The organism is Desulfonatronospira sp. (genome assembly GCA_003563255.1).
Classification (GTDB): Bacteria; Desulfobacterota; Desulfovibrionia; order Desulfovibrionales; family Desulfonatronovibrionaceae; genus Desulfonatronospira.
This window is the reverse complement of sequence record PWSL01000040.1, coordinates 1-21,061: the sequence shown is the minus strand read 5'-3', so window position 1 is coordinate 21,061 and position 21,061 is coordinate 1. Positions and strand designations below refer to the sequence as shown.

Annotated in this window: 20 protein-coding genes; 5 read left to right on the top strand and 15 right to left on the bottom strand. The window is 50.6% G+C overall.

Features of this window, described 5'->3' with window-relative positions; all coding sequences use genetic code 11:
* Positions 1-633: 633 nt before the first annotated feature.
* From QZP87_RS01350 to QZP87_RS01290, 13 genes are all read right to left on the bottom strand, one after another.
* A complete protein-coding gene (locus QZP87_RS01350; protein WP_291321126.1) occupies positions 634-1,062 on the bottom strand; it encodes a F0F1 ATP synthase subunit epsilon in 429 nt (142 codons plus the stop codon).
* Positions 1,063-1,353: 291 nt separating this feature from the next.
* Positions 1,354-2,763, bottom strand: coding sequence for a F0F1 ATP synthase subunit beta (atpD, locus tag QZP87_RS01345; RefSeq protein WP_291321125.1), 1,410 nt, complete (start codon positions 2,761-2,763; stop codon positions 1,354-1,356).
* A 27-nt stretch (positions 2,764-2,790) separates the two neighbouring features.
* On the bottom strand, positions 2,791-3,657 hold the full coding sequence (locus QZP87_RS01340; protein WP_291321124.1) for a F0F1 ATP synthase subunit gamma: 867 nt from the start codon (positions 3,655-3,657) through the stop codon (positions 2,791-2,793).
* A gap of 14 nt (positions 3,658-3,671) precedes the next feature.
* Positions 3,672-5,180 carry a F0F1 ATP synthase subunit alpha gene (gene atpA, locus QZP87_RS01335; RefSeq protein WP_291321123.1) on the bottom strand — a complete coding sequence of 503 codons (1,509 nt, stop codon included), beginning with the start codon at positions 5,178-5,180 and terminating at the stop codon, positions 3,672-3,674.
* A 4-nt stretch (positions 5,181-5,184) separates the two neighbouring features.
* Complete coding sequence (gene atpH, locus QZP87_RS01330; protein ID WP_291321122.1) at positions 5,185-5,736, bottom strand: ATP synthase F1 subunit delta; 552 nt, start codon at positions 5,734-5,736, stop codon at positions 5,185-5,187.
* Complete coding sequence (locus QZP87_RS01325) at positions 5,733-6,296, bottom strand: ATP synthase F0 subunit B (protein WP_291321121.1); 564 nt, start codon at positions 6,294-6,296, stop codon at positions 5,733-5,735. The genes atpH and QZP87_RS01325 overlap by 4 nt, the downstream gene beginning before the upstream one ends.
* 23 nt (positions 6,297-6,319) lie before the next feature.
* On the bottom strand, positions 6,320-6,742 hold the full coding sequence (locus QZP87_RS01320; RefSeq protein WP_291321120.1) for an ATP synthase F0 subunit B: 423 nt from the start codon (positions 6,740-6,742) through the stop codon (positions 6,320-6,322).
* A gap of 414 nt (positions 6,743-7,156) precedes the next feature.
* On the bottom strand, positions 7,157-7,540 hold the full coding sequence (locus tag QZP87_RS01315) for a polymer-forming cytoskeletal protein (RefSeq protein WP_291321119.1): 384 nt from the start codon (positions 7,538-7,540) through the stop codon (positions 7,157-7,159).
* A 51-nt stretch (positions 7,541-7,591) separates the two neighbouring features.
* On the bottom strand, positions 7,592-8,698 hold the full coding sequence (rodA, locus tag QZP87_RS01310) for a rod shape-determining protein RodA (protein WP_291321118.1): 1,107 nt from the start codon (positions 8,696-8,698) through the stop codon (positions 7,592-7,594).
* Positions 8,695-10,494 carry a penicillin-binding protein 2 gene (gene mrdA, locus QZP87_RS01305; RefSeq protein ID WP_291321117.1) on the bottom strand — a complete coding sequence of 600 codons (1,800 nt, stop codon included), beginning with the start codon at positions 10,492-10,494 and terminating at the stop codon, positions 8,695-8,697. The genes rodA and mrdA overlap by 4 nt, the downstream gene beginning before the upstream one ends.
* Positions 10,460-11,008 (bottom strand): hypothetical protein, encoded by a 549-nt coding sequence (locus QZP87_RS01300; protein ID WP_291321116.1) that lies wholly within the window; start codon positions 11,006-11,008, stop codon positions 10,460-10,462. Before QZP87_RS01300 ends, mrdA begins: the two co-directional genes overlap by 35 nt.
* Entirely contained in the window at positions 10,986-11,879 is an 894-nt protein-coding gene (gene mreC, locus QZP87_RS01295; protein ID WP_291321115.1) for a rod shape-determining protein MreC, read from the bottom strand. Before mreC ends, QZP87_RS01300 begins: the two co-directional genes overlap by 23 nt.
* A gap of 7 nt (positions 11,880-11,886) precedes the next feature.
* On the bottom strand, positions 11,887-12,927 hold the full coding sequence (locus QZP87_RS01290) for a rod shape-determining protein (protein WP_291321114.1): 1,041 nt from the start codon (positions 12,925-12,927) through the stop codon (positions 11,887-11,889).
* 468 nt (positions 12,928-13,395) lie between these two features.
* Here QZP87_RS01290 and QZP87_RS01285 point away from each other — a divergent pair, with 468 nt between their 5' ends.
* The 5 genes from QZP87_RS01285 (at position 13,396) to aat (ending at position 18,957) form a co-directional block, all read left to right on the top strand.
* On the top strand, positions 13,396-14,313 hold the full coding sequence (locus QZP87_RS01285; RefSeq protein ID WP_291321113.1) for a TIGR01212 family radical SAM protein: 918 nt from the start codon (positions 13,396-13,398) through the stop codon (positions 14,311-14,313).
* Between the two features lie 381 nt (positions 14,314-14,694).
* On the top strand, positions 14,695-15,432 hold the full coding sequence (gene truA, locus QZP87_RS01280; RefSeq protein WP_291321112.1) for a tRNA pseudouridine(38-40) synthase TruA: 738 nt from the start codon (positions 14,695-14,697) through the stop codon (positions 15,430-15,432).
* 250 nt (positions 15,433-15,682) lie between these two features.
* On the top strand, positions 15,683-15,997 hold the full coding sequence (clpS, locus tag QZP87_RS01275; protein ID WP_291321111.1) for an ATP-dependent Clp protease adapter ClpS: 315 nt from the start codon (positions 15,683-15,685) through the stop codon (positions 15,995-15,997).
* Complete coding sequence (gene clpA / locus QZP87_RS01270; RefSeq protein WP_291321110.1) at positions 15,998-18,229, top strand: ATP-dependent Clp protease ATP-binding subunit ClpA; 2,232 nt, start codon at positions 15,998-16,000, stop codon at positions 18,227-18,229. It begins immediately after the preceding gene.
* Positions 18,226-18,957 (top strand): leucyl/phenylalanyl-tRNA--protein transferase, encoded by a 732-nt coding sequence (gene aat / locus QZP87_RS01265; RefSeq protein ID WP_291321109.1) that lies wholly within the window; start codon positions 18,226-18,228, stop codon positions 18,955-18,957. Before clpA ends, aat begins: the two co-directional genes overlap by 4 nt.
* Here aat and QZP87_RS01260 read toward each other — a convergent pair.
* Both QZP87_RS01260 and QZP87_RS01255 read right to left on the bottom strand, forming a co-directional pair.
* On the bottom strand, positions 18,916-19,401 hold the full coding sequence (locus QZP87_RS01260) for a hypothetical protein (RefSeq protein WP_291321108.1): 486 nt from the start codon (positions 19,399-19,401) through the stop codon (positions 18,916-18,918). The two genes, aat and QZP87_RS01260, sit on opposite strands and share 42 nt — an antisense overlap.
* Before the next feature lie 173 nt (positions 19,402-19,574).
* Positions 19,575-20,246, bottom strand: coding sequence for an adenylate kinase (locus tag QZP87_RS01255; RefSeq protein WP_291321107.1), 672 nt, complete (start codon positions 20,244-20,246; stop codon positions 19,575-19,577).
* Positions 20,247-21,061 lie beyond the last annotated feature (815 nt).

Genomic DNA, 21,061 nt, shown 5'->3' with positions numbered 1-21,061 from the left:
TTTCTTTTCTTGTTCCCAGGCTCCAGCCTGGGAACAAGAGGTAACCAGGAACGAAGAACCAGGAACCACGAACCGATTTTAACGACCAACATGTTTGTTTGAAATTTGTGCTAAGCGCCTAAAGTAGTGATAATTTTTATTAGATTAATCATCAGTGAAGCTTGAGACAACTTAAATCATACCCCCCTTTATGTCTAGAACAAAAACAAGTGATGGGGTATCTGTTTAGCGCTTTGCAGGTGGTACGGGGACTGGCTCTTCCGGGACGCACCTGTCCCGGAAATGAGTCATTCTGAGCATAAAATGATGCTCAAGTGGAGCCCGAAAGAGCCTGACCACTGCTTTCCTTAAAAGCGCTAAACAGATACGAGCTGGGAGAGACATTCCCTCTCGGAGCCGTATGCTCACCCGGCAGGAGGCCGACCCGCAGGCACGAGGCCTGCGAACCTGAGCTCAGGCAGTAAGCCATGTGATTAGCAGAGCACAAAAAAACCCCGCACCTGCTGTAACTACGGGTTTTCCGGTCCATATGCCCATTTGCACTGAAAATACATCCTCCAAAGGGTGGCTGTATTTCTGAACCGCGTAGCTAGAGCAGGTGCGGGGTTATAAAATACCCTGCAAGGCAAATATTTACATGCTGCAGGTGCCTGCGCTTACCGCTTCATCCCTGCACTTAAGCCTGTACATGGCCCTGGCCATGGCTGACTTGGCCCTGGCGTAGTCGATTTGTTCTTTTTCCTGCTGCAGACGCTGCTCAGCTCTTTCCCTGGCTTTTCGAGCCCTTTCCAGGCTTATTTCTTCGGCTTTTTCAGCCACTTCAGCCAGGATGGACACCTTGGTCGGAGTTACTTCTGTAAAGCCTCCAGAAACAAATACATAGTATTTGCGTCCCTCTTTTTTGTAAAAAAGGCTTCCTATGCTCAGAGCAGTCAGAAAAGGAGTATGGTTATGCAATACTCCAAATTCACCGCTGACGCCTGGAGCGCCGACATATTCCACATCTTCGCTCATCAGATTTCTGTCCGGCGTGACGATTTCCAATTTTATCAGATTAGCCATATTATCACCTTGTATCCCGCAGACTGTTGAATATATCCTGTCGCCCGGCAGTGTTTACTGCGCTTTTCCGGGCTGACCGATGTAAAATTCCTCGGATGGTATCTGTACAGTGTTTTTCAGTTCGACATACGCACAGGCTGTTTCCGTACTTTTTTCAGATGTTGCACTGAAAAACCATGAACTTATACCTAGGAGGACTTCAGTGCGCCGCGCAGGGTGGATAAATTCATCATATCCCGGTGCGCGGCGCAGCCATCCAGCCGGTGAACAGATTTGGACAGTCCTGTCAGGTTAAAACTCCTTAGCCTTTTCCAGTGCTTCGTCAATGGAGCCCACCATGTAGAAAGCGCCTTCTGGAATTTCATCGTGCTTGCCGTCCAGTATTTCTCTAAAACCGCGAATTGTGTCTTCAAGCTTGACATAACGCCCGGCCTTCCCTGTAAATGTTTCTGCCACGTGGAAAGGCTGAGACAGAAAACGCTGTACCTTTCTGGCTCTGGAAACAGTTAGTTTGTCCTCTTCAGACAGCTCTTCCATCCCCAGAATGGCAATAATATCCTGCAGATCCTTGTACTTCTGCAGAGTCATCTGCACTTCACGGGCTACAGAATAGTGTTCGTGGGACAGCACGTTGGGGTCAAGTATCCTGGATGTGGAGTCAAGAGGATCCACTGCAGGATAGATGCCGAGCTCGGCAATTGGCCTGGAAAGAACGATACTGCCGTCCAGGTGAGCAAAAGTAGTGGCCGGAGCAGGGTCTGTCAGGTCGTCGGCGGGTACGTAAATCGCCTGCACTGATGTGACTGAACCCTTGTCCGTTGAAGTGATCCTCTCCTGCAGTGCACCCAGGTCAGTAGCCAAAGTCGGCTGGTAACCCACAGCAGAAGGCATGCGTCCAAGCAATGCAGACACTTCCTGGTTGGCCTGGGTGAAACGGAAAATGTTATCAATAAACAGCAGCACGTCCTGGTTTTCCTCGTCCCGGTAATATTCCGCAGCTGTCAGAGCGGTCAGTCCTACTCTGGCCCTGGCGCCGGGAGGTTCGGTCATCTGGCCGTAGATAAGAGCAGCCTTGTCTATAACCCCGGCCTCGATCATTTCCAGATACAGGTCGTTTCCTTCCCGGGTCCGTTCGCCTACCCCGGCGAAAACCGAGATACCACCGTGCTGTTTAGCGATGTTGTTGATCATCTCCATGAGTACAACTGTCTTGCCCACTCCTGCACCGCCGAACATGCCCATCTTCCCGCCCTTGGGAAAGGGGATGATCAAATCGATAACCTTTACCCCGGTCTCCAGAAGTTCAATGGTTGTGCTCTGCTCAACGAATGAGGGAGCAGGCCTGTGGATGGGGTAATAATGTTCGGCCTGGATCGGTCCCTTATCATCCACTGGGCGTCCAACCACGTTCATGATCCTTCCAAGAGTCGGTTTTCCCACGGGCACCCTAAGTGGGTCTCCAGAATCCCTTCCTTCCATACCCCTGGAGAGCCCGTCTGTGGCGTCCATGGCAATGGTACGGACCACATTGTTGCCCAGGTGCTGGGCCACTTCCAGCACCAGATTGTCCTTTTCATCGGAGATGGTGGGATTGCTGAGATAAACAGCGTTCATAATGCTTGGAAGTTTGCCCTCCGGGAACTCAAAATCCACGACATTCCCGATGACCTGTACAATTTTGCCGATATTTTGTGCACTCATGTTTTAATGCTCCCTGTAATGCTTATTTTATCTTAGTGCTTCAGCACCGCCGACTATATCCATAAGTTCGGATGTAATCGCTGCCTGTCTGGCCTTGTTGTAGGCCAGGGTCAATTTCTCCACCATTTCGTCGCAGTTCCTGGTGGCGTTGTCCATGGCCGTCATCCTGGCTGCATGCTCGCTGCAGGACGTGTCCAGCAGTCCCCTATAGACCTGAACCTTGATGTACCTGGGCAGAATCTCGGCCAGCAGGCCCTCGACAGAGGGCTCAAATAGGTACTCGCTCTGAGGACCTTCGCCCGTATCTTCAGCCTGGACCACAGGAAGGACCTGGGAAGTTCGCGGGACCTGTTTGACCATGGAATAAAATTCTCCATAAACCAGCTGAACTTCATCCATTTCCTGTTCCAGATAGCTGTTGATGACTTTCGTACCGATATCGTTGGCCAGCTGAAAATCAAAACTGCCCATGACTTCCGGATAGGCTTCCAGAATATTGAATTTCCTCCTGCGGAAAAAATCATAGCACTTCTTGCCTACACAGAACAGTTTGATCTCTTTGCCTTGGTCGGCTTTTTCTTTAGCCAGTTTTGTGCATGTGTTGATCAGATTGCTGTTGAATGCTCCGCAAAGACCTTTATCCGAGGTAACCAGGATGATGCCCACGCTTTTGACCTCATCTCTCTGCTCCAGCAAAGGATGAATGCCGGGATCCACCCTTGCGGAAAGATCGGAAAGGATTTCATAGTATTTCTCGGCGTAAGGTTTGAAGCGCTCTATACGGTCCTGAGCACCGCGCAGTTTAGCCGAGGCCACCATATTCATGGCCTTGGTTATCTGCTTGGTCTTTTTGACCGCGCCGATTTTTCTTTGGATCTCCCTGAATGATGCCATTTATCTCTCCCGCTTTAAGCCTTAAAAGTCTTTTTGAACTCATCCATGGCAGCTGTCATCTTGCTGTCCAGCTCGCTGCTGATGTCTCCTGTATCTTTGATCTCCTTTAGTATTTCAGGCTTTTGACTCTTGAAAAATTCCAGAAGTTCGGATTCAAATTTGCTGACCTGCTCAACGGGCAGATCATCCAGGTACCCACGGGCACCGCAGAACTGAGAAACAACCTGTTCTTCAGCAGGCATGGGCTTATACTGGGGCTGTTTGAGAAGTTCCACAAGCCTCTCACCTCTGGTCAGGCGCTTCTGGGTTGCCGCATCAAGCTCGGAACCGAACTGGGCGAAAGCAGCCAGTTCCCTGTACTGGGCCAGGTCCAGACGCAGTGTACCAGCAACCTTCTTCACCGCCTTGATCTGGGCGGCACCACCTACCCGGGATACCGAAAGTCCCACGTTGATGGCCGGCCTGACACCTGCGTAGAAAAGGCCGGGCTCAAGATAGATCTGACCATCGGTGATAGAGATGACGTTGGTGGGGATGTAGGCGGAAACGTCTCCGGCCTGGGTCTCGATGATGGGCAGTGCTGTCAATGATCCGCTGCCTAGTTTATCGCCCATTTTGGCCGCCCTTTCCAGCAGCCTGGAGTGCAGGTAAAAAACGTCGCCTGGATAAGCCTCTCGTCCGGGAGGGCGCCTCAAGAGCAGGGACATCTGGCGGTAAGCCACAGCATGCTTGGACAGGTCGTCATACATGATCAGCGCATGCTGACCCTTGTCCCTGAAATATTCGCCCATGGTGCAGCCGGCATAGGCGGCAATGTACTGCATGGGTGCAGGCTCGGAAGCTGTGGCGGAGATAACTGTAGTATAGTCCATGGCGCCGTACTGTTTCAAAGTATCCACCACCTGGGCGACAGTGGATTTTTTCTGGCCGATGGCAACATAGATGCAATGGATGTCCGTTTCTTTCTGGGCCAGGATGGCATCAATGCAAATAGCCGTCTTGCCGATCTGGCGGTCGCCGATGATGAGTTCGCGCTGTCCACGTCCGACCGGGGTCATGGCATCGATGGCCTTGAGACCGGTATACATGGGCTCATGAACAGGCTTGCGTACAACCACTCCTGGTGCAATAACCTCAACATTTCTGGTTTCCTTGGTTTCAATAGGTCCCAGGCCGTCCAGGGGATTGCCCACAGGGTCAATAACCCGGCCTTCAACTGCTTCGCCCACCGGTACCGAGGCGATACGGCCGGTCCTTTTGACCAGATCACCCTCCTTGATATGAACGTCCTCCCCTAAAAGAGCACAACCGACGTTGTCTTCCTCCAGGTTGAGAGCCAGGCCCATAACACCTCCCGGAAACTCGAGCATCTCCAGGGACTGGGCCTTTTCCACCCCATAGACACGGGCTATGCCGTCGCCCACGGACAGGACCACTCCGGTCTCGCTCATTTCTACACGCTTTTCGTAATCCTTGATCTGACCTTCAATAATCTGGCTGATTTCTTCTGCTTTTATTTGCATAGCCCTACTCACCCCTTTTGATGTTTTCTTTCAGAATTTGCAGTTGCGCCTTTATACTGGCATCCAGCACCTTGTCCCCGACCTGTAAGACCAGTCCGCCGACAATTTCGGGATCAACCTTGTAATCCAGAACAATTTGCTTTCCGGTCTGTTTTTCGAGTTTGCCCAGAATATCCTGTTTGAGATTTTCAGCCAGTTTGATGGCGGTGACTATCTCTCCACGCAGGACACCCTGGTAGTCATCCAGAAGCTTGGCATAATAGACCTGTATCTCTGTGAGATGATCCAGCCTGCCCTTGTCAGCGAGCAGCTGGCAAAAGTTGGAAATGGTTTTACTGGGGTTCAGCTTATCCAGGACCTTGTTCAAGATCCCCTTTTTCTCGGACACGCTGATAACAGGATTGCGAAAAATCCTGTACAACTCTGGTGAGCCCTCCAGGACATCCGCAATTTTGGCCAAATCGTCACCGTAAGCCTTCAGCTCCTTTTCACCCTGCTTGTGCCCCAGGGCGAAAAGGGCTCGGGCATATCTCCTGGCTACAATATTACCTATCAATTTAGCACCACCCTTGTTAAGCTGTCATTAATCAGAGCCTTGTGGTCCTCGGCCTTCAACTTTTTCTTGATCATGGCCTCTGTGGACTGAACCACCTTTTCGGCCATTTCTGCACGGATTTCCTGCAGGGCCAGCTTGGCTTCCTGCTGGGCGGAAACACTGGCCTGCTCTTTGATTTGAGCCGCCTGGGCTTCGGCCTTGGCGACTATCTGCTCCTTCAGGGTCTCGCCCTGGGACTTGGCTTGCTCGAGTATCTGGGCCCTTTCCTGTTCAAGGTTGGATATACTTTCTTCAACATCCTGCAGCTTCTGCTCGGCCTCCTTGCGTCGGGTCTCCAGATCCTTTAACTCTGTTTCAATTTCGTTGCTGCGGCTGGGGAAAAACTCAAAGATCTTTTTGCCGCCTGCATAATAGATGACAGTCAAAAAGATGATGAAGTTTATCACTCTCCAGATCTGATCCCTGGCATCTTCGGGAAGACTCAGGGGATCAGCCAGATTGAATATCGCAGCCACCAGCAGTACAGCCCCCAGAATCAGTAACTTTGTTTTAGTGTTCACCGCGTAAGCCCCCCTTTAAAAATTTAGGCCTTGCCCAAGATTTTATCTGTAGCCTTGCCTGCAAACTTATCCACCTGCTTCTTAAGCGCAGTCAAAGCGCTCTCCTTGTCCTTAATCGCCTTTTCCCGGGCAGACTGCAGAATAGAGGCTGCCTCCTCTGAAGCGGACTGCACAACCTGCTTTTCCCTATCCAGACCCTCGTTCTTTTTTTCCTGTCTGAGTTCCTGGGCTTTCAACCGCGCCTTCTCCAACTCCTTTTCATAGGTTTGAAGCTTTTCATCCGCTCTGGAATTGAAGCTTTCGACATCTGCGACCTTCTGACTCATGATTTCAGCACGTTTTCGAAGCATACCTCTAATCGGCTTATACAGAATCAGGTTAAGCAGCAACAGGACAATAAAAAAATTGACCAGTTGGATAAAAAAGGTGACATTTAGTTCAATCATAGGCCCTCCGGAGAATGTGAATTTTTGTTCAAAGCTGGCTTTGCCTGTCAAATTTCTTAATTCCTTTAGCCAATTTGCAAGCTGGTGTCAAAGGCTTTTTCCTTTTTTTCCCCGGGGGGAAAATTTCAGCCAATCACCTGTAATATAAGGTTTTAAAACACTTCAGCCCTAGACTGAAGGTGAAATGATCTGAATAAAAATTTTGCAATTCGCGCAAATTTTCACATGGTTTTCAAAGTTTCTGAATAAATGAATTTTTTATGGCCCTTCACCTTGCCGGCAAGATCATAACTTTTTGATCCGCCAGGAACTACTGGCTGGTTTCCTTCCCGAAAGACTTTCTTTCCAGTTGCTGATAATTATATCTCCCCTGACCCAAATCATCCTTCAATCCATAACCCCCTGATCAAAAAACTAGACCTCTTCCTCCGCCTGCAAATCTCCCTCTCCCTGTCTTTTTAGTTCATCTTTGTTACCATCCATGTTGATTTCGCCTTTGATTACAGCACCCTCTTCCACCATCAGGATGGGAGTGTTGATGATCCCGTTTATATTAGCCTGCTTATAAAGCGTGATCTTGCTCTGAGCCCTTACATCACCCTCCAGGGTACCACTCAGGGCCAGTTGCCCAACAGTTACAGTACCCTTTACCATAGCATCCTGGCCCACGATAAGAGTGCCTTCGGAATCAATCTCACCCTCGAATTCACCGTCAAGCCTCACCGTTCCCTTGAATGCCAGCCTGCCTTTGTAGGAGGTGCCTGCCCCCATAAAAGCATTGATCTCGTCTTTGCCCATTGCCGCTCCTTTAGCTTTATCAGCAGGTTTAAATAATTTAAACATAATATTTCAGCTCTTGAACAAGTATCGACGCATGGAAACATTGATTACCAGCCCGACCATTATAAAATTCACCATAGCCGATGTACCTCCATAGCTGATAAACGGCAAAGGGATGCCCACTACCGGCAATAAGCCCAGGACCATCCCCATGTTAACCATTATCTGAAGAAAAAAATAAAAAAAAACTCCTACGCACAGAAGAGAGCCGAACCGGTCCTTGGCCTCCTGAGAAGCAGACAGCACCTGATACAAAAAGGCGCAGAAAATAATTAGAAGCACCAGGGCACCCAAAAAACCCCACTCTTCACCAAAAACTGAAAAAGCAAAATCCGTATGTTTTTCCGGAAGAAACCTGAGCTGGCTCTGGGTGCCTTCCATAAATCCCTTGCCCCAGAATCCTCCTGAGCCTACGGCTATTTGAGACTGTATCACATGGTAGCCTGAACCCAGCGGATCCTGAGCAGGGTTGATAAAGCTCAGGAGCCTGGTTTTCTGATAATCCTGCAGCAGAAACCAGAATAATGGAGCCAGCATGGGCAGAAGCACCAGTAAAATTTTTACAATCTTTCTATCTATACCCTGATAAACAATAATGCCACCAAGAATAAAGAGTATGACCAGGGCTGAGCCCAGGTCAGGCTGCCTGGCCACAATTACCACCGGGATGATGGCTATGATAAGGACCTTGATGAGATCCTTGAGTTTAAGGGGGTGTTCATTGTTGGACAGCACATGGGCCGTAAGAATAATAACTCCGACTTTCACCAGTTCGCTGGGCTGAAAGCTTACAAACCCCAGGCTCAGCCACCTCTGCGCTCCGTAAATAGAAACCCCCCAGAAAAAAACGCAGGCAAGCAAAACCAGGGAAACAATGTAGATATACCATGAAAGAAACCGGAAATGCCTGTAATCTATGATCATAAACAGCAGCATGGCCAGCAGCCCTGCACAACCCCAGACCAGCTGTCTGCTGTAAAAATTGTTCAGGGTTGTGCCTTCGCTCAGACGAAAGGCGCTGGCTGAGTAAAGGTTGAGCACTCCTGCTGCGAACAAAAGGACAGTAAGCCCCAGAAGATACCAGTTTATATGCAGGACAAGCTGCCTGTCTATCACTGCATCACCTGCCCGGTTTGATTATCCACGGAAAAAATATAGTCGTAAATGGTCCTGACCACAGGACCAGCTGCCCGGCTTCCGGAACCACCATGCTCAACCAGCGCGGCGACTGCATATCTTTTTTCTCCCTTGAGGGCAAAACTGATCATCCAGCCGTGATGCCTGAGCCAGTAGTCCACCGCTTCCGGATCGTCTTCGGCATGTTCCGGTAGAAGACGCACCACCTGGGAGGTACCGGTCTTGCCTCCCACAATCACATCCCTGGTCCTGAGTCTTCTGGCTGTCCCGCGCTCCTTTTCCACAGTATCCACCATGGCCTGGTAAATAAAATCAAGGGTTTCCTCCTGCCATGGAAGGGCTTCAGGATCCAGCCTCTTTTCGTCCAGGATCAGGCTCGGCCTGTAAAGTATGCCTCCATTAACCATGGCTGCGGTAACAACTGCCATCTGGAGGGGTGTGGTCTGCACAAAGCCCTGACCTATGACCATGTTCAGGTTGTCTCCCCCTCTCCAGGCCTCGCCCATATTATGTAGTTTCCAGGTCCTGTCCGGGATAATGCCGCTTCTTTCGTGGGGAAGGTCAATGCCGGTAGGCCGGCCTAAGCCACTGGCCTTTGCAAATGGACTCATCTTGTCCACACCCAGCTTGCGGGCCAGTTTGTAATAATATGTGTCACATGATTGAACCAGAGATTTATTCATGTTGACATGTCCATGAGGATGCCAGCACCTGAATACACGGTTTCCCAGCCTGTAGCGGGCCCTGCAGAAAATTTCTTCTTCCGGATCAAAACCCTCTTCCAGGCCCAGGGCGGCCATGACGGGCTTGAAAACCGAGCCCGGAGGGTAGGCGTTCTGGATGGTCCTGTTGCGCAGTGGTCGATGCGGGTTTTCGATAAGCTCATTCCAGTCAGCGTGGGATATACCGAAGACAAATTTGTTATTGTCATAAGCCGGGGTGCTCACCATGGCCCTGACCTGCCCGGTATCCGCATCCAGTACCACCACCGCTCCGGTTATTCCCTGCATTGCGGAGTGAATATGTTCTTGAAGTTTCAGATCAATGCTTAGTTGTACATTCTGTCCGGACCTGGGTTCTTCCAGCATTTTTTCACGCAGCACTCTGCCTGCTGCGTCCACTTCCTGCAGTTTACGCCCCTTGATGCCGCGAACGGTCTGCTCCATGGTAAGTTCCAGACCGTGTTTACCGATATTATCCCCAAGACGAAGCCCGGGATCCCGGTTAAGCTCTTCCTGGTTGGCCTGTGCCACATAACCCAGCACGTGGGCAAGCACTTCCCCCTGCAGATATTTTCTCCTGGGTTGCACCACAATCTTGACCCCCGGCCAGTAAGGCAGTTCAGTTTCAACAACAGTCAAAAGCTCAAAAGTCAGGTTGGATACCAGAACCTGCTTTTCAAAAGATCTGACCATATTGCGACCGCGCTCAAACTCAAATTGCAGCTGCTCCAGAGGGATGTTGGCCCATCTGCTGATCTGTTTCAGGGTACGCTCTATGTCAGGTGTATCCTCCCGCACAATGGCCAGGCTGTATGAAGGTTCGTTGACGGCCAATAACCTGCCTTCGCGATCCATAAACAGCCCCCTGGGGGCATAGACCAGTTGCCTGCGCTGAACGTTTTCCTGAGCCTTCTGAAAAAAAAATTCCGCCTTGTATACCTGCAGATACCACAGGCGGACTGCAAAAATACAGAAAAGAGCCACAACCAGGAATAATAAAAAATTGTACCCCAGTCTTTCACGCAGCAGACTTTTTTCCTCGAACAGGCTCATGCATCAAACACTTATGAAAAACATAAAAAGTTATACACCAGAGTAAAAAATACAAGACAAACTGAACAAGCACCGGCTCCAGGGCAAAATCAACAGACTGACCTAATCCCTGCATACCGGCCATGACCTGGATAAGGACCTTTTTGAGCACCGATAAAAACAGGTATAAAATGGCCATGAACAAAAGGTTTTTGGCTTCAAAAAAGGCACTGGCCGAAAAATAAGCCGCCAAGAGACCTGAATAGTAAAGGATGACCGTTCCAAAGGCCAGATTGCCTGAACCTTCCAGCAAAAGCATCCATAATAACCCCATCCACAGGGCTGTACTGTAGTAACCAGACTGTACAAGCACCACCAGTCCAGGGGAGAAGAAATCCATGCCCGGCATGAAATACTGCCCCCAGATACCCAAAATGGTGAATGCAGCCCAGAAGGCTATGTGCTTAAACAGAACCCCTTCCCTTTTATGGAATGCCTGCTGAAACCCGGGCTCACCAGTATTCGAGAGAGTCATCACCTTCTGAAAAATCCCAGATGATACCATCGAAGCCCAGATAATCAGTTCTTAACTTTGTGATATTATCTAAAACCAGCACTTCTTCCCTGTCCATGACCGAGACCAGTTTTTCAGCCTCCACGAGCTGAAAAAGACGTATCTCGGACCTCTCCACACTGTTTACCCTGGCTACAGGCAAGCCCTTGGGATATATCCCGGCTGTGCCTGAAGTCATGAGGTATTCCCCTTTCTGCAGAGGCGCATTAAGATGCACATATTCTACTGTCAGGGGCTTGCCGCGTCCCTGACCGGCGACTATCCCGGGAGTCCTGGAAGTGGAACTCAAAACCGGTATCCGGCTGTTGGGGTCTGTAACCAGCAGTATTGTAGAAAAATTGAGGCCTGTTTTAAATGTCCTGCCTAGAACCCCTTCCGGAGTCACCACCGGCATGTTGGGGCTTAAGCCCTGCAGTCTGCCTTTGTCCACGATAATGGACTCCAGTACCCCCAGGGGGCCATAATTATGGGCCACTACCCGTAATCCTCTGCTGGTCCATCCTGGAGGAGGGGTGAATTCCAGGAGCTCTTCCATGCGTCTTGCAAAGGCAGCCATTTCAGATTTGGCCGCCACCTTCACCCTGAGCTTATCCACTTCCTCCCGGAGCTTTTTGTTTTCCTGGTGCACATCCATAAGGTACACGTATCTGTCCCAGAATTCCTCGGCTATGGAATGTAAACGGACCCCCGGCTTAATGACCCAACCCACTACCTCCAGACCTGTATTTGCAGCCAGACGGTCCAGTATCCCTGTGCGGGCGTTCCAGGTATATAGGCCCAGGTAAAGGGCCACAAATATCATGAATACGCCGATTGCTTTTTTGGTTGTCACTTCCAGGTTAATCTATGGTTACCTCCTTGAGTACATCCAGGTTGTCCAGGACCTTGCCCGACCCCAGAGCCACAGTGGAAAGGGGATCGTCTATGACCGTTATGGGCAGAGCGGTTTCGTCCATGAGCAGCCTGTCAAGTCCCTTGAGCAAAGCGCCGCCCCCGGTTAAAACGATCCCGCGGTCGACAATGTCGGAAGCAAGCTCAGGAGGTGTCTGTTCCAGGGCGATCCGCACCGCCTGAACAATGCTTTCCACCTGTTCTGAGATGGCTCTGCGCACCTCTTCAGAGGTGATGGTGATATTCTGGGGGATGCCGGATACCAGGTCTCTGCCCTTGACCACCATCTGTTGCTCGTCATCCAGGGGGTATGCCGAAGCAATGGTATTTTTGATGATTTCAGCATTGCTTTCCCCTATGAGCATGTTGTATTTGCGCTTGACATGGTGTTTGATGGAGTCATCCATCTTGTCCCCCCCCACCCGGACGGACTTGCTGTACACAATTCCGGACAGGGATATCACAGCCACCTCTGTTGTTCCTCCACCGATGTCTACTATCATATTTGAAGTTGGTTCGGTTATGGGCAGATTGGCACCTATGGCCGCGGCCATGGGTTCTTCGATGAGATAAACTTCCCTGGCCCCGGCACTCTGGGCTGACTCTTTAACAGCCCTTTTTTCAACCTGGGTAATGCCCGTAGGTACGCAGATGATTATGCGCGGCCTGACCAGACGCCTGCTGTTATGAACCTTGCTTATAAAATGCCTGAGCATGGCCTCGGTCACTTCGAAATCAGCTATTACACCGTCTTTCATGGGTCTGATAGCCGTAATATTGCCCGGGGTACGCCCCAGCATTCTCTTGGCTTCCATGCCCACAGCCAGAACTTTGTGATTTCCGCGCAAATCCCTTTTCACCGCAACCACAGATGGTTCACGCAGGACAATTCCTTTGCCTTTAACATAAACACAGGTATTGGCCGTCCCCAGATCTATAGCCAGGTCGTTGGATACAGCACCGAACATTCGGTCCAGAATTCTCGTCATACTTATCTCCGCTCAGATATATGCCCGATACAGCTTTTCAGTTTCACGTATCCGGGATTTAAGGTTGTTGGCAAGCAAAATATTGGGAGCAGCCTGTTTCTGGAGCCGGAATTGACCCCAGGAGTTTATGGACTTAATATATTCAAAATATATTCAAAAAAATTTGCAGTAGTCTCATTCCACCAGCTCTGCCGGGTTTTATGACAGGAAACTGTTTGCACTCTTTTACCGGCAGCTGGACAGCCAAGCATTCTCGTACAACACTGTGGATTTATTGCATTTTTCTGTACCTGCTCAGCGCTATGCATGTGGAACGGTGACTGGCTCTTCCCCGTGCCACATGCAAAGCGCTAAACAGATACATTAGGGATGAAAACCGTCAATTCAATATTTTAGCACATGCTCAAACAGAAATATTACCAGAATTCAACACAACAGGCAATATGACAGTCCTGCGTTTTTTCGAGTATGAAATATTACAACACGTTGTCAGACTACTGGAAAAAAATTTTTAACACCAGAGTACAGAAAATCCCTCTGGATGCCGGTTTTGACTGCCCCAACCGGGATGGAACCCTTTCCAGAAACGGCTGCATTTTCTGCAATCCCAGTGGATCCGGTACCGGGCTTTACGCCGGGGGAATGGGCCTGAAAGAGCAGTATCTTTACCTGAGGGATAAATATCTGGCCAGGCACAAAAATCTTGTTTTTGCAGCATACCTGCAGTCTTACAGCAACACATACGGCCCAAAGTCACAGCTTGAACTGACTCTTCAGCAACTTGAGTTTCTGCCTGGAGTTGAGGTGTTGTGCGTGGGCACCAGGCCTGACTGCCTTGACAGAGAGAAAATCAGTATCCTGGCCGAGTTCCCCGCCCGGGAGATTTGGCTTGAACTGGGCCTTCAAAGCTGTAGCCGGGACACCCTTAAGCTCATAAACAGGGGACATACTCCCCTGGACTTTGAGTATGCCTGCGGACTGGCCCGGGAACAGGGGCTCAAGGTCTGCGCACACATCATAGCAGGTCTTCCCGGTGAAAACCTGCAGATTTTTTTGAATACAATAGACTTTGTCAACCGCCTCCCGGTACAGGGGATCAAGCTCCACAACCTGTATGTCTGCAAAAATACCCCCCTGGCCCGCTGGTGGATGCAGGGGCATTACACGCCGCTTGGCCGGGAAGAATACGTGCAGTGGGCAGTTGCAGCCCTGACCAGCCTGCGCCCTGATATAGTGATTCACAGGATCACCGGAGATCCTGCCGTCAATGAACTGCTAGCCCCTGCATGGTCAAAGAACAAATCAGCCACCATCAATGACATCCAGGAGACCATGCACATCAAAAACCTGAGCCAGGGCATGAATTTCAACACCATTGACCCCTGAGACGGTACTTTAGGCGCTTAGTACAAATTTCAAACCAACATGTTGGTCGTAAAAATCGGTTCGTGGTTCCTGGTTCTTCGTTCCTGGTTACCTCTCGTTCCCAGGCTCCAGCCTGGGAACGAGAGGTGTGGATTACTTACAGGTTCGGTCCCGGGCGTGCCCGGGTGAGGCGCTTACAAGAACATCTTTAAAGCAAAGTATCTGTTCAGCGCTTTAAAGGAAAGCAGGGGACAGGCAGCTCCGGGACCCGCTTGAGCATCATTTTGTGCTCAAATCGACTCTTTTTTTTGGGACAAGCGGGTCCCGGAAGAGCCTGTCCCCGTGCTACATGCAAAGCGCTAAACAGATACAAATCAAAAAAATCAGCAAGGGTGACTGGCAATGCGTTTTATGCTTATTCTGGCGTATGACGGCACAGCCTACCAGGGGTGGCAGATCCAGGACAAAGGCCTGACCATCCAGGCGGAGGTGGAAAAAGCCATGTTCCGCATCTGTTGCAAGCATGTCCGCATCCACGGTGCCGGACGGACTGATGCCGGTGTACATGCTCTGGGCCAGGTGGCCCACTTCGATTCACCGCAGGGTTTTGAACATATCCCCTGGCAGCGGGCTTTGAACTCTGTTTTGCCCCATAACATACGGATAGTGGATTGCCGGGAAGCGGCCAGAGACTTTCATGCCAGGTTTTGCGCCCTGACAAAGGAATATTTTTACACCCTGTGGATCAGCAGTGCTTTTTTTTACCCTCAGCGAAGAAATTTTGTATGGAATACAGGACACCTGGAAATCCAGCCCATGAAGGAGGCTGCAGGCCGTCTGCTTGGAACCCATGATTTCACCTCCTTCATGAACAAGGGTACACAGATCAAAGACACTACCAGAACTATCCTGGACATCAGTTTCCAGACAGGATCCTTTCCTCAGGAGCTTGTGCTCAGTATCAGGGCCAGCGGTTTTTTGAAGCAGATGGCCAGAAACATTGTAGGCGTCCTGGTACAGGCAGGCCGAAACAGACTCTCACCCTCGGATATATCGTCGATCCTGCAAAGCAGAGACAGGACCCTGGCCCCTGCCACGGCACCAGCCCGGGGGCTTTGCCTGGCAAGGGTGGAGTATTGATTTAAGACACGCAATATGCTAACAGGATCTGACACTACAACGAAGCCTGTTTATTGACCTCCGTGGACTGGATCCCCGCCCTTGTTTTTTTGACAGAAGACAGAATGCGTTTTTGTGCCTTTGGAGCCTGATTTTCAGCTTCAAGTGGGTGCCGGAAGAGCCAGTCCCCTTGAGGCATAGATTAGTTTCGTTGTATGGCTAAAAGTGTTGTTTATTGACTTTTGCACAAAAAATATTAAGCTGACATTCTATGAGTAAAGAATTCACAGAGACTTTGCCCGCCCCAGGAACTGTCTCGGAAGAACAGGTCAAGGAACCGAAGCGCTATAAGGTTTTGCTGCACAATGACGATTACACTACCATGGAATTCGTTGTTTACGTGCTTCAGAAAGTTTTTCACAAGACAGAAGCTGAGGCCATGCAGATAATGCTTAGTGTCCACAAAAACGGAATAGGCGTCTGCGGGGTGTACACCGGAGAAGTGGCTGAGACAAAAGTGGCTATGGTTGCCGGCATGGCCAGAAAAGAGGGATACCCTCTGAAATGCACTATGGAAGAGGTATAAATGTTAAGCAAAGAACTGGAAAGAATAATCGCCAGGGCCATACGTGAAGTAAAGGTCCGTCACCATGAGTACCTGACTCTGGAACATATACTTTATGCCTACCTCATGGACAACAAGGGCAAGGAGGTTTTGTCAGACTGCGGCGTGGATCTGTTTAAACTCAAGAACCAGCTGGAGAGATTTTTCTCCGACCACATGGAAATTATGCCCTCCACTGGGGACCGTGAAGTGGTCCAGACCATCGGGGTTCAAAGGGTTATGCACAAGGCCCTCTCCCAGATCCAGTCCTCCGGAAAGAATATGATACAGGCCGGAGATCTTCTGGCTGCCATGTTTGAAGAAGAAGAGACCTTTGCTGTCTACTACCTGCAGTCACAGGGGTTGAGCCGTCTGGACATCCTGGAGTATATCTCCCACGGTATGGAAAAAGACAAGCCCGGATCGGCCTGTTCCGGCTGCAAGCCCAGGGAGAAAAATGAGAAAAGTTTCCTGGCCCTTTATACAGTGGATCTGGTTGAAAAGGCACGAAAAAAACTCATTGACCCTCTGGTGGGACGGGAGGAAGAGCTCAAAAGAGTAATTCAGGTGCTATTGCGGCGCAGAAAAAACAACCCCATTTTTGTAGGTGACGCCGGGGTCGGCAAGACTGCCATGGCTGAAGGACTGGCTCTGCAGATCGCGGAAAAAAAAGTCCCGGACCCTTTTGTGGAAACTAAAATTTTTGCTCTGGACATGGGTGCCCTGCTGGCCGGGACCAAATTCAGGGGGGACTTTGAAAACAGGCTCAAGGGGGTCATCAAGGAAATAAAGAACATCTCCGGAGCCATCCTTTTCATTGATGAAATCCATACTATTGTGGGAGCCGGAGCCACAAGCGGTGGTTCCCTGGACGCTTCCAATATCCTGAAGCCGGTTCTGGCTTCCGGAGAAGTCCGCTGTATAGGCTCCACCACCTATGAGGAGTTCAAGAACCATTTTGAAAAGGACAAGGCCCTCTCCCGCAGGTTCCAGAAGATTGAACTGCCGGAACCAAGTACCGGGGAAAGCCTGGAGATCCTCAAGGGATTGCAGCCATATTACGAAGAATTCCATCACGTCAGATACATGCCCTCGGCCCTGAAGGCGGCCGTGGATCTTTCGGCACGATACATAAACGACCGCTACCTGCCGGACAAGGCCATTGACGTTCTGGACGAGGCCGGTTCCATTTTCGTTCTTTCAGGGGCCGGCAGGACCAAGAAACAGATATCTCCCAGGGATATTGAACAGGTGGTCTCCAGGATGGCCAAGATTCCTTCCAGGCAGGTCTCCTCCTCAGATAAAGAAAAGTTATTCACCCTGGATGTACAGCTCAAAGATGCCATATTCGGCCAGGACCAGGCCATTCAAGCCCTTAGCAGGGCCGTGAAACGCTCCAGGGCCGGTCTGCGGGAGGAAAACAAGACCGTTGGCAACTTCCTGCTCATCGGCCCCACCGGGGTGGGCAAAACAGAGCTTGCCAGACAGATGGCCCAGGTTATGGGGGTCAGCTTTATCCGTTTTGACATGAGCGAATATATGGAAAAACATGCCGTCGCCAGACTCATAGGAGCCCCTCCTGGCTATGTGGGATTTGACCAGGGCGGCCTTCTTACAGAGGCGATCCGCAAAAACCCTTACAGCATCCTGCTCCTGGACGAGATCGAAAAAGCCCATCCTGATATGTTTAATATCCTGCTGCAGATCATGGACTATGCCACTCTCACCGATAACAGCGGACGCAAAGCCGATTTTCGTCACGTCACTCTTCTTATGACCTCCAATGCCGGGGCAAGGGAAATGAGCTCCCCAAGCATCGGTTTCGGCCAGGACAGCTCCGAGGATCTGACCGCCAAAGGTGTCAAGGCCGTGGAAAACATGTTCAGCCCCGAATTTCGAAACCGCCTGGACGCCATTATTCCTTTCAATGCTTTAAGCAAGGATGTCATGAAGCAGGTGGTGGACAAGAACATCCAGGAACTCAACCAGCAGCTCAAGGGTAAAAAAATCCAGGTAGAAATCTCGGGACCGGCCAGATCCTGGCTGGCTGAAAAGGGATATGACCCCTCATTCGGGGCCAGGCCCCTTGCCAGGCTGGTGCAGGAGCAGATCAAAGACCCCCTGGCGGAAAAACTTCTATTTGAACAGCAGCAAAAAAAATCCGTGGTCAAGGTAGAACACGACAAAAAAAATGATCAGCTGAAACTTAAGTGACCATAACCTTCCTATCCCGCAATCCGGAATTTCCGCATCCCAGCCAGGCTGGTCCGGACGGGTTGCTGGCAGTCGGAGGGGATCTCACTCCCGGCCGATTGCTGGCTGCCTACAAAAGGGGCATATTCCCCTGGTATGGCCCGGGGTCACCAATATTGTGGTGGTCGCCTGACCCCAGGCTGGTGCTTTTTCCTGAGCACCTCCACATTCCCAGAAGCCTTCGCAGGGTTATCAATGCCGGAAGATTCATTATAACCTCAGATCAGGCCTTCGAAACGGTCATAGAACTATGCTCCAGGATTCACAGGCCCGGCGGGTACGGGACCTGGCTTGTCCCCGAAATGATCAGCGCTTACATCCGGCTGCACCGGCTGGGCTTTGCCCATTCCGTGGAAGCCTGGCATCAGGGCCGGCTTGCCGGAGGCATATACGGAGTGGCACTTGGAGGCGTTTTTTTTGGAGAATCCATGTTTTACAGGATTCCAGATGCCTCCAAGACCGCTCTGGTATATTTATGCCGTTTTTTGCACCATAGAGGGTTTCGTCTGATGGATTGCCAGCAGACTACCAGGCATATGCTGCGCTTTGGTGCAGTTGAAGTGTCCCGACCTTTTTTCCTGGATCAGTTGAGACTTGGAGTCAGAGCTGAGAAAAAACCTGAAAAATGGTCGTCCCTGTTTCGCGGCTCAGATCTGGTCATCCTGCAGAATGGGGGGATGGGCGCTTAAGTCGTAAAACCCTTGTACTGAAAAATCCAGGGGGTAGTGAGGCACCTTTTCCAGATGGATGCGGCCGTGGTTCTCATCTTCGGGCATATCCGCCAGGGGAACCACCCCTGCGGGCACGGGAAAAGGCAGGGCGGCGCTGTTTATGGAGGTGAGTCGCCCGGAGTAGCGGGACTGGAGATATTGCACCAGGCGATCGCGTTCTGCCCTGGTAAAGGCTTCCATGATTACCCGCACCGCGTCCCTTTCCCCGGCCTCCATCTCCTGCAGAGATTTTCCGAGGATTATGGACCAGTTATACGCCTCAAGTTCCTGCTGGTCCCAGTGCCCGCGAAAAAGATGGACTTCTACATCCTTTCTGCCCTTGAAAGACTTGATGCTCATGTTGACCACGTAAGCCCTGTCCAGGGGCGGTTCCTGCACGGGGGCGGCGATATTTATCTCCATATACATGCTCCTTAAATCAGGCCGTTGTTGAGGGCGGAAAGCCCGCCGGGGGCTTTCGCCGGGAACAGGGGGTGGATGCAGGTTTCTAAACATTTTCCATCCGGAAAGATTTTGTTTCCGGATGGAAAATGGTTCATTATTTTGCCTGCAGGGTCGCAGAAGATGCAGGACTGTTAGTCCAGCTGTTTCTGAAGCGCATCCCTTACCTCGTCAATGCTGCCGCTGCCGTCCAGCTCAATGTACTTGAAACCTTCCTTGCCTGCCAGATCTTTGAAAAAATAAGCCGCAGCCAGAGTGCCGTTCTGGGCATCATAATAGATATCGTGGCGTTTATCTATGGCGGCCTCGTCCTGGTCATCGGACCTGGTCTTGAGTTCGCCTCCGCAAACCCGGCACTTGTCGCCGTCAGGCTTGATGACATCAACGTAAATATTGTTGGGGTGATTTGGATCGTTGGCACACAACCTGCGGCCCATGATCCTCTTCTTGGCGGTATCCCTGGACAACTGTACCTCTATGACATAATTGAGCTTCATGCCCTCTTTCTGCAGGGCATCCCACAGCATCTTGGCCTGGGCCACGTTGCGGGGGAAACCGTCCAGAAGCCATCCACCCCCGCCCTCTTTCTTGAGGGTCTCCAGGACCATGGGAACTGTGATCTCGTCCGGGACCAGCTCACCTTTGTCAATGTATTCCTTGGCTTTCTGGCCCAGTTCAGTGCCCTGCTTGATATGCTCCCTGAAAATGGCGCCGGACTCAATGTGGGACAGATTATACTTGTTTTTCACCAGGGAACCCTGTGCACCTTTGCCACTACCGTTGGGACCGAAAATTAAGCTGTTCAATTTGGACCTCCTTGTTTAAATTCAAAATTTCTGCAAAAGTATCCCCAACAAAGATCTATGTCAATCAAACCCGGAATATGTTTTCCAGAAAGTATCAGTCAGCGCCTCAGGCCATCAGCAGAGGTGAATGGTAACCTTTTGACCAGGCTCCCGGCTGTCACGCCTGTGGCGTGATTAAACAGCCAGAAAGAGCCGGCCCGCAGGGTATTCAACAACTCTTTTCTTATCCTGGTTGCTGGCAATGCCCGCCTGAGGAAAGCAGGGGAGAGCCAGTGCCCGTGCCACATGCAAAGCGCTAACACTACAGCGAAACTTATAAAATACAGTATGGTATCTCAGTTGGGGACAGGCACTTTTGCCGATAGAAAACTGTCAACTGTTCAAAAAACCCGGCGGCAAAAGAGCCAGTCCCCGGAGGTCAATCATAAGTTTCGCTGTAGCGCTAAACAGATACATAAAAATTTAGTCCCGGGCATTATGAACAGTACTTGGCAAAAAAACTTCATTGGGATATAAAGGAGAAAGTGCAGCCGGGGCCTTTCCCGGACTGGCCTTCTTTGGTTCTTTTCCCGTAACCATTCAGAGGGTCCTCGAAGGTGATTGCTGGCACCAGGCCTGGGGACTGTCCCACGTTAAATACTAACGAGGGCTATGCCCGCAACCCAGTTATCTGTTATTTGTTAATTGTTAATAGCACTACAGCGAAACTTATTTATTTACCTCCGGGGACTGGCTCTCCCCGCACTTATTTTTTCCAATAAAACCAAGATCATTTTCAATAAAAATAAGTGCGGGGGTGCCTGTCCCCAATTGAG

Excerpts from the sequence above, each read along its gene's own strand:
- QZP87_RS01315 (WP_291321119.1), bottom strand. The coding sequence starts at position 7,540 with ATGGGCAAAGACGAGATCAATGCTTTTATGGGGGCAGGCACCTCCTAC.
- mrdA (WP_291321117.1), bottom strand. The coding sequence starts at position 10,494 with ATGAGCCTGTTCGAGGAAAAAAGTCTGCTGCGTGAAAGACTGGGGTAC.
- QZP87_RS01350 (WP_291321126.1), bottom strand. The coding sequence starts at position 1,062 with ATGGCTAATCTGATAAAATTGGAAATCGTCACGCCGGACAGAAATCTG.
- truA (WP_291321112.1), top strand. The coding sequence starts at position 14,695 with ATGCGTTTTATGCTTATTCTGGCGTATGACGGCACAGCCTACCAGGGG.
- atpA (WP_291321123.1), bottom strand. The coding sequence starts at position 5,180 with ATGCAAATAAAAGCAGAAGAAATCAGCCAGATTATTGAAGGTCAGATC.
- QZP87_RS01285 (WP_291321113.1), top strand. The coding sequence starts at position 13,396 with ATGAAATATTACAACACGTTGTCAGACTACTGGAAAAAAATTTTTAAC.
- QZP87_RS01260 (WP_291321108.1), bottom strand. The coding sequence starts at position 19,401 with ATGGAGATAAATATCGCCGCCCCCGTGCAGGAACCGCCCCTGGACAGG.
- clpA (WP_291321110.1), top strand. The coding sequence starts at position 15,998 with ATGTTAAGCAAAGAACTGGAAAGAATAATCGCCAGGGCCATACGTGAA.
- clpS (WP_291321111.1), top strand. The coding sequence starts at position 15,683 with ATGAGTAAAGAATTCACAGAGACTTTGCCCGCCCCAGGAACTGTCTCG.
- atpD (WP_291321125.1), bottom strand. The coding sequence starts at position 2,763 with ATGAGTGCACAAAATATCGGCAAAATTGTACAGGTCATCGGGAATGTC.
- QZP87_RS01340 (WP_291321124.1), bottom strand. The coding sequence starts at position 3,657 with ATGGCATCATTCAGGGAGATCCAAAGAAAAATCGGCGCGGTCAAAAAG.
- QZP87_RS01300 (WP_291321116.1), bottom strand. The coding sequence starts at position 11,008 with ATGACTCTCTCGAATACTGGTGAGCCCGGGTTTCAGCAGGCATTCCAT.
- QZP87_RS01290 (WP_291321114.1), bottom strand. The coding sequence starts at position 12,927 with ATGACGAGAATTCTGGACCGAATGTTCGGTGCTGTATCCAACGACCTG.
- QZP87_RS01320 (WP_291321120.1), bottom strand. The coding sequence starts at position 6,742 with ATGATTGAACTAAATGTCACCTTTTTTATCCAACTGGTCAATTTTTTT.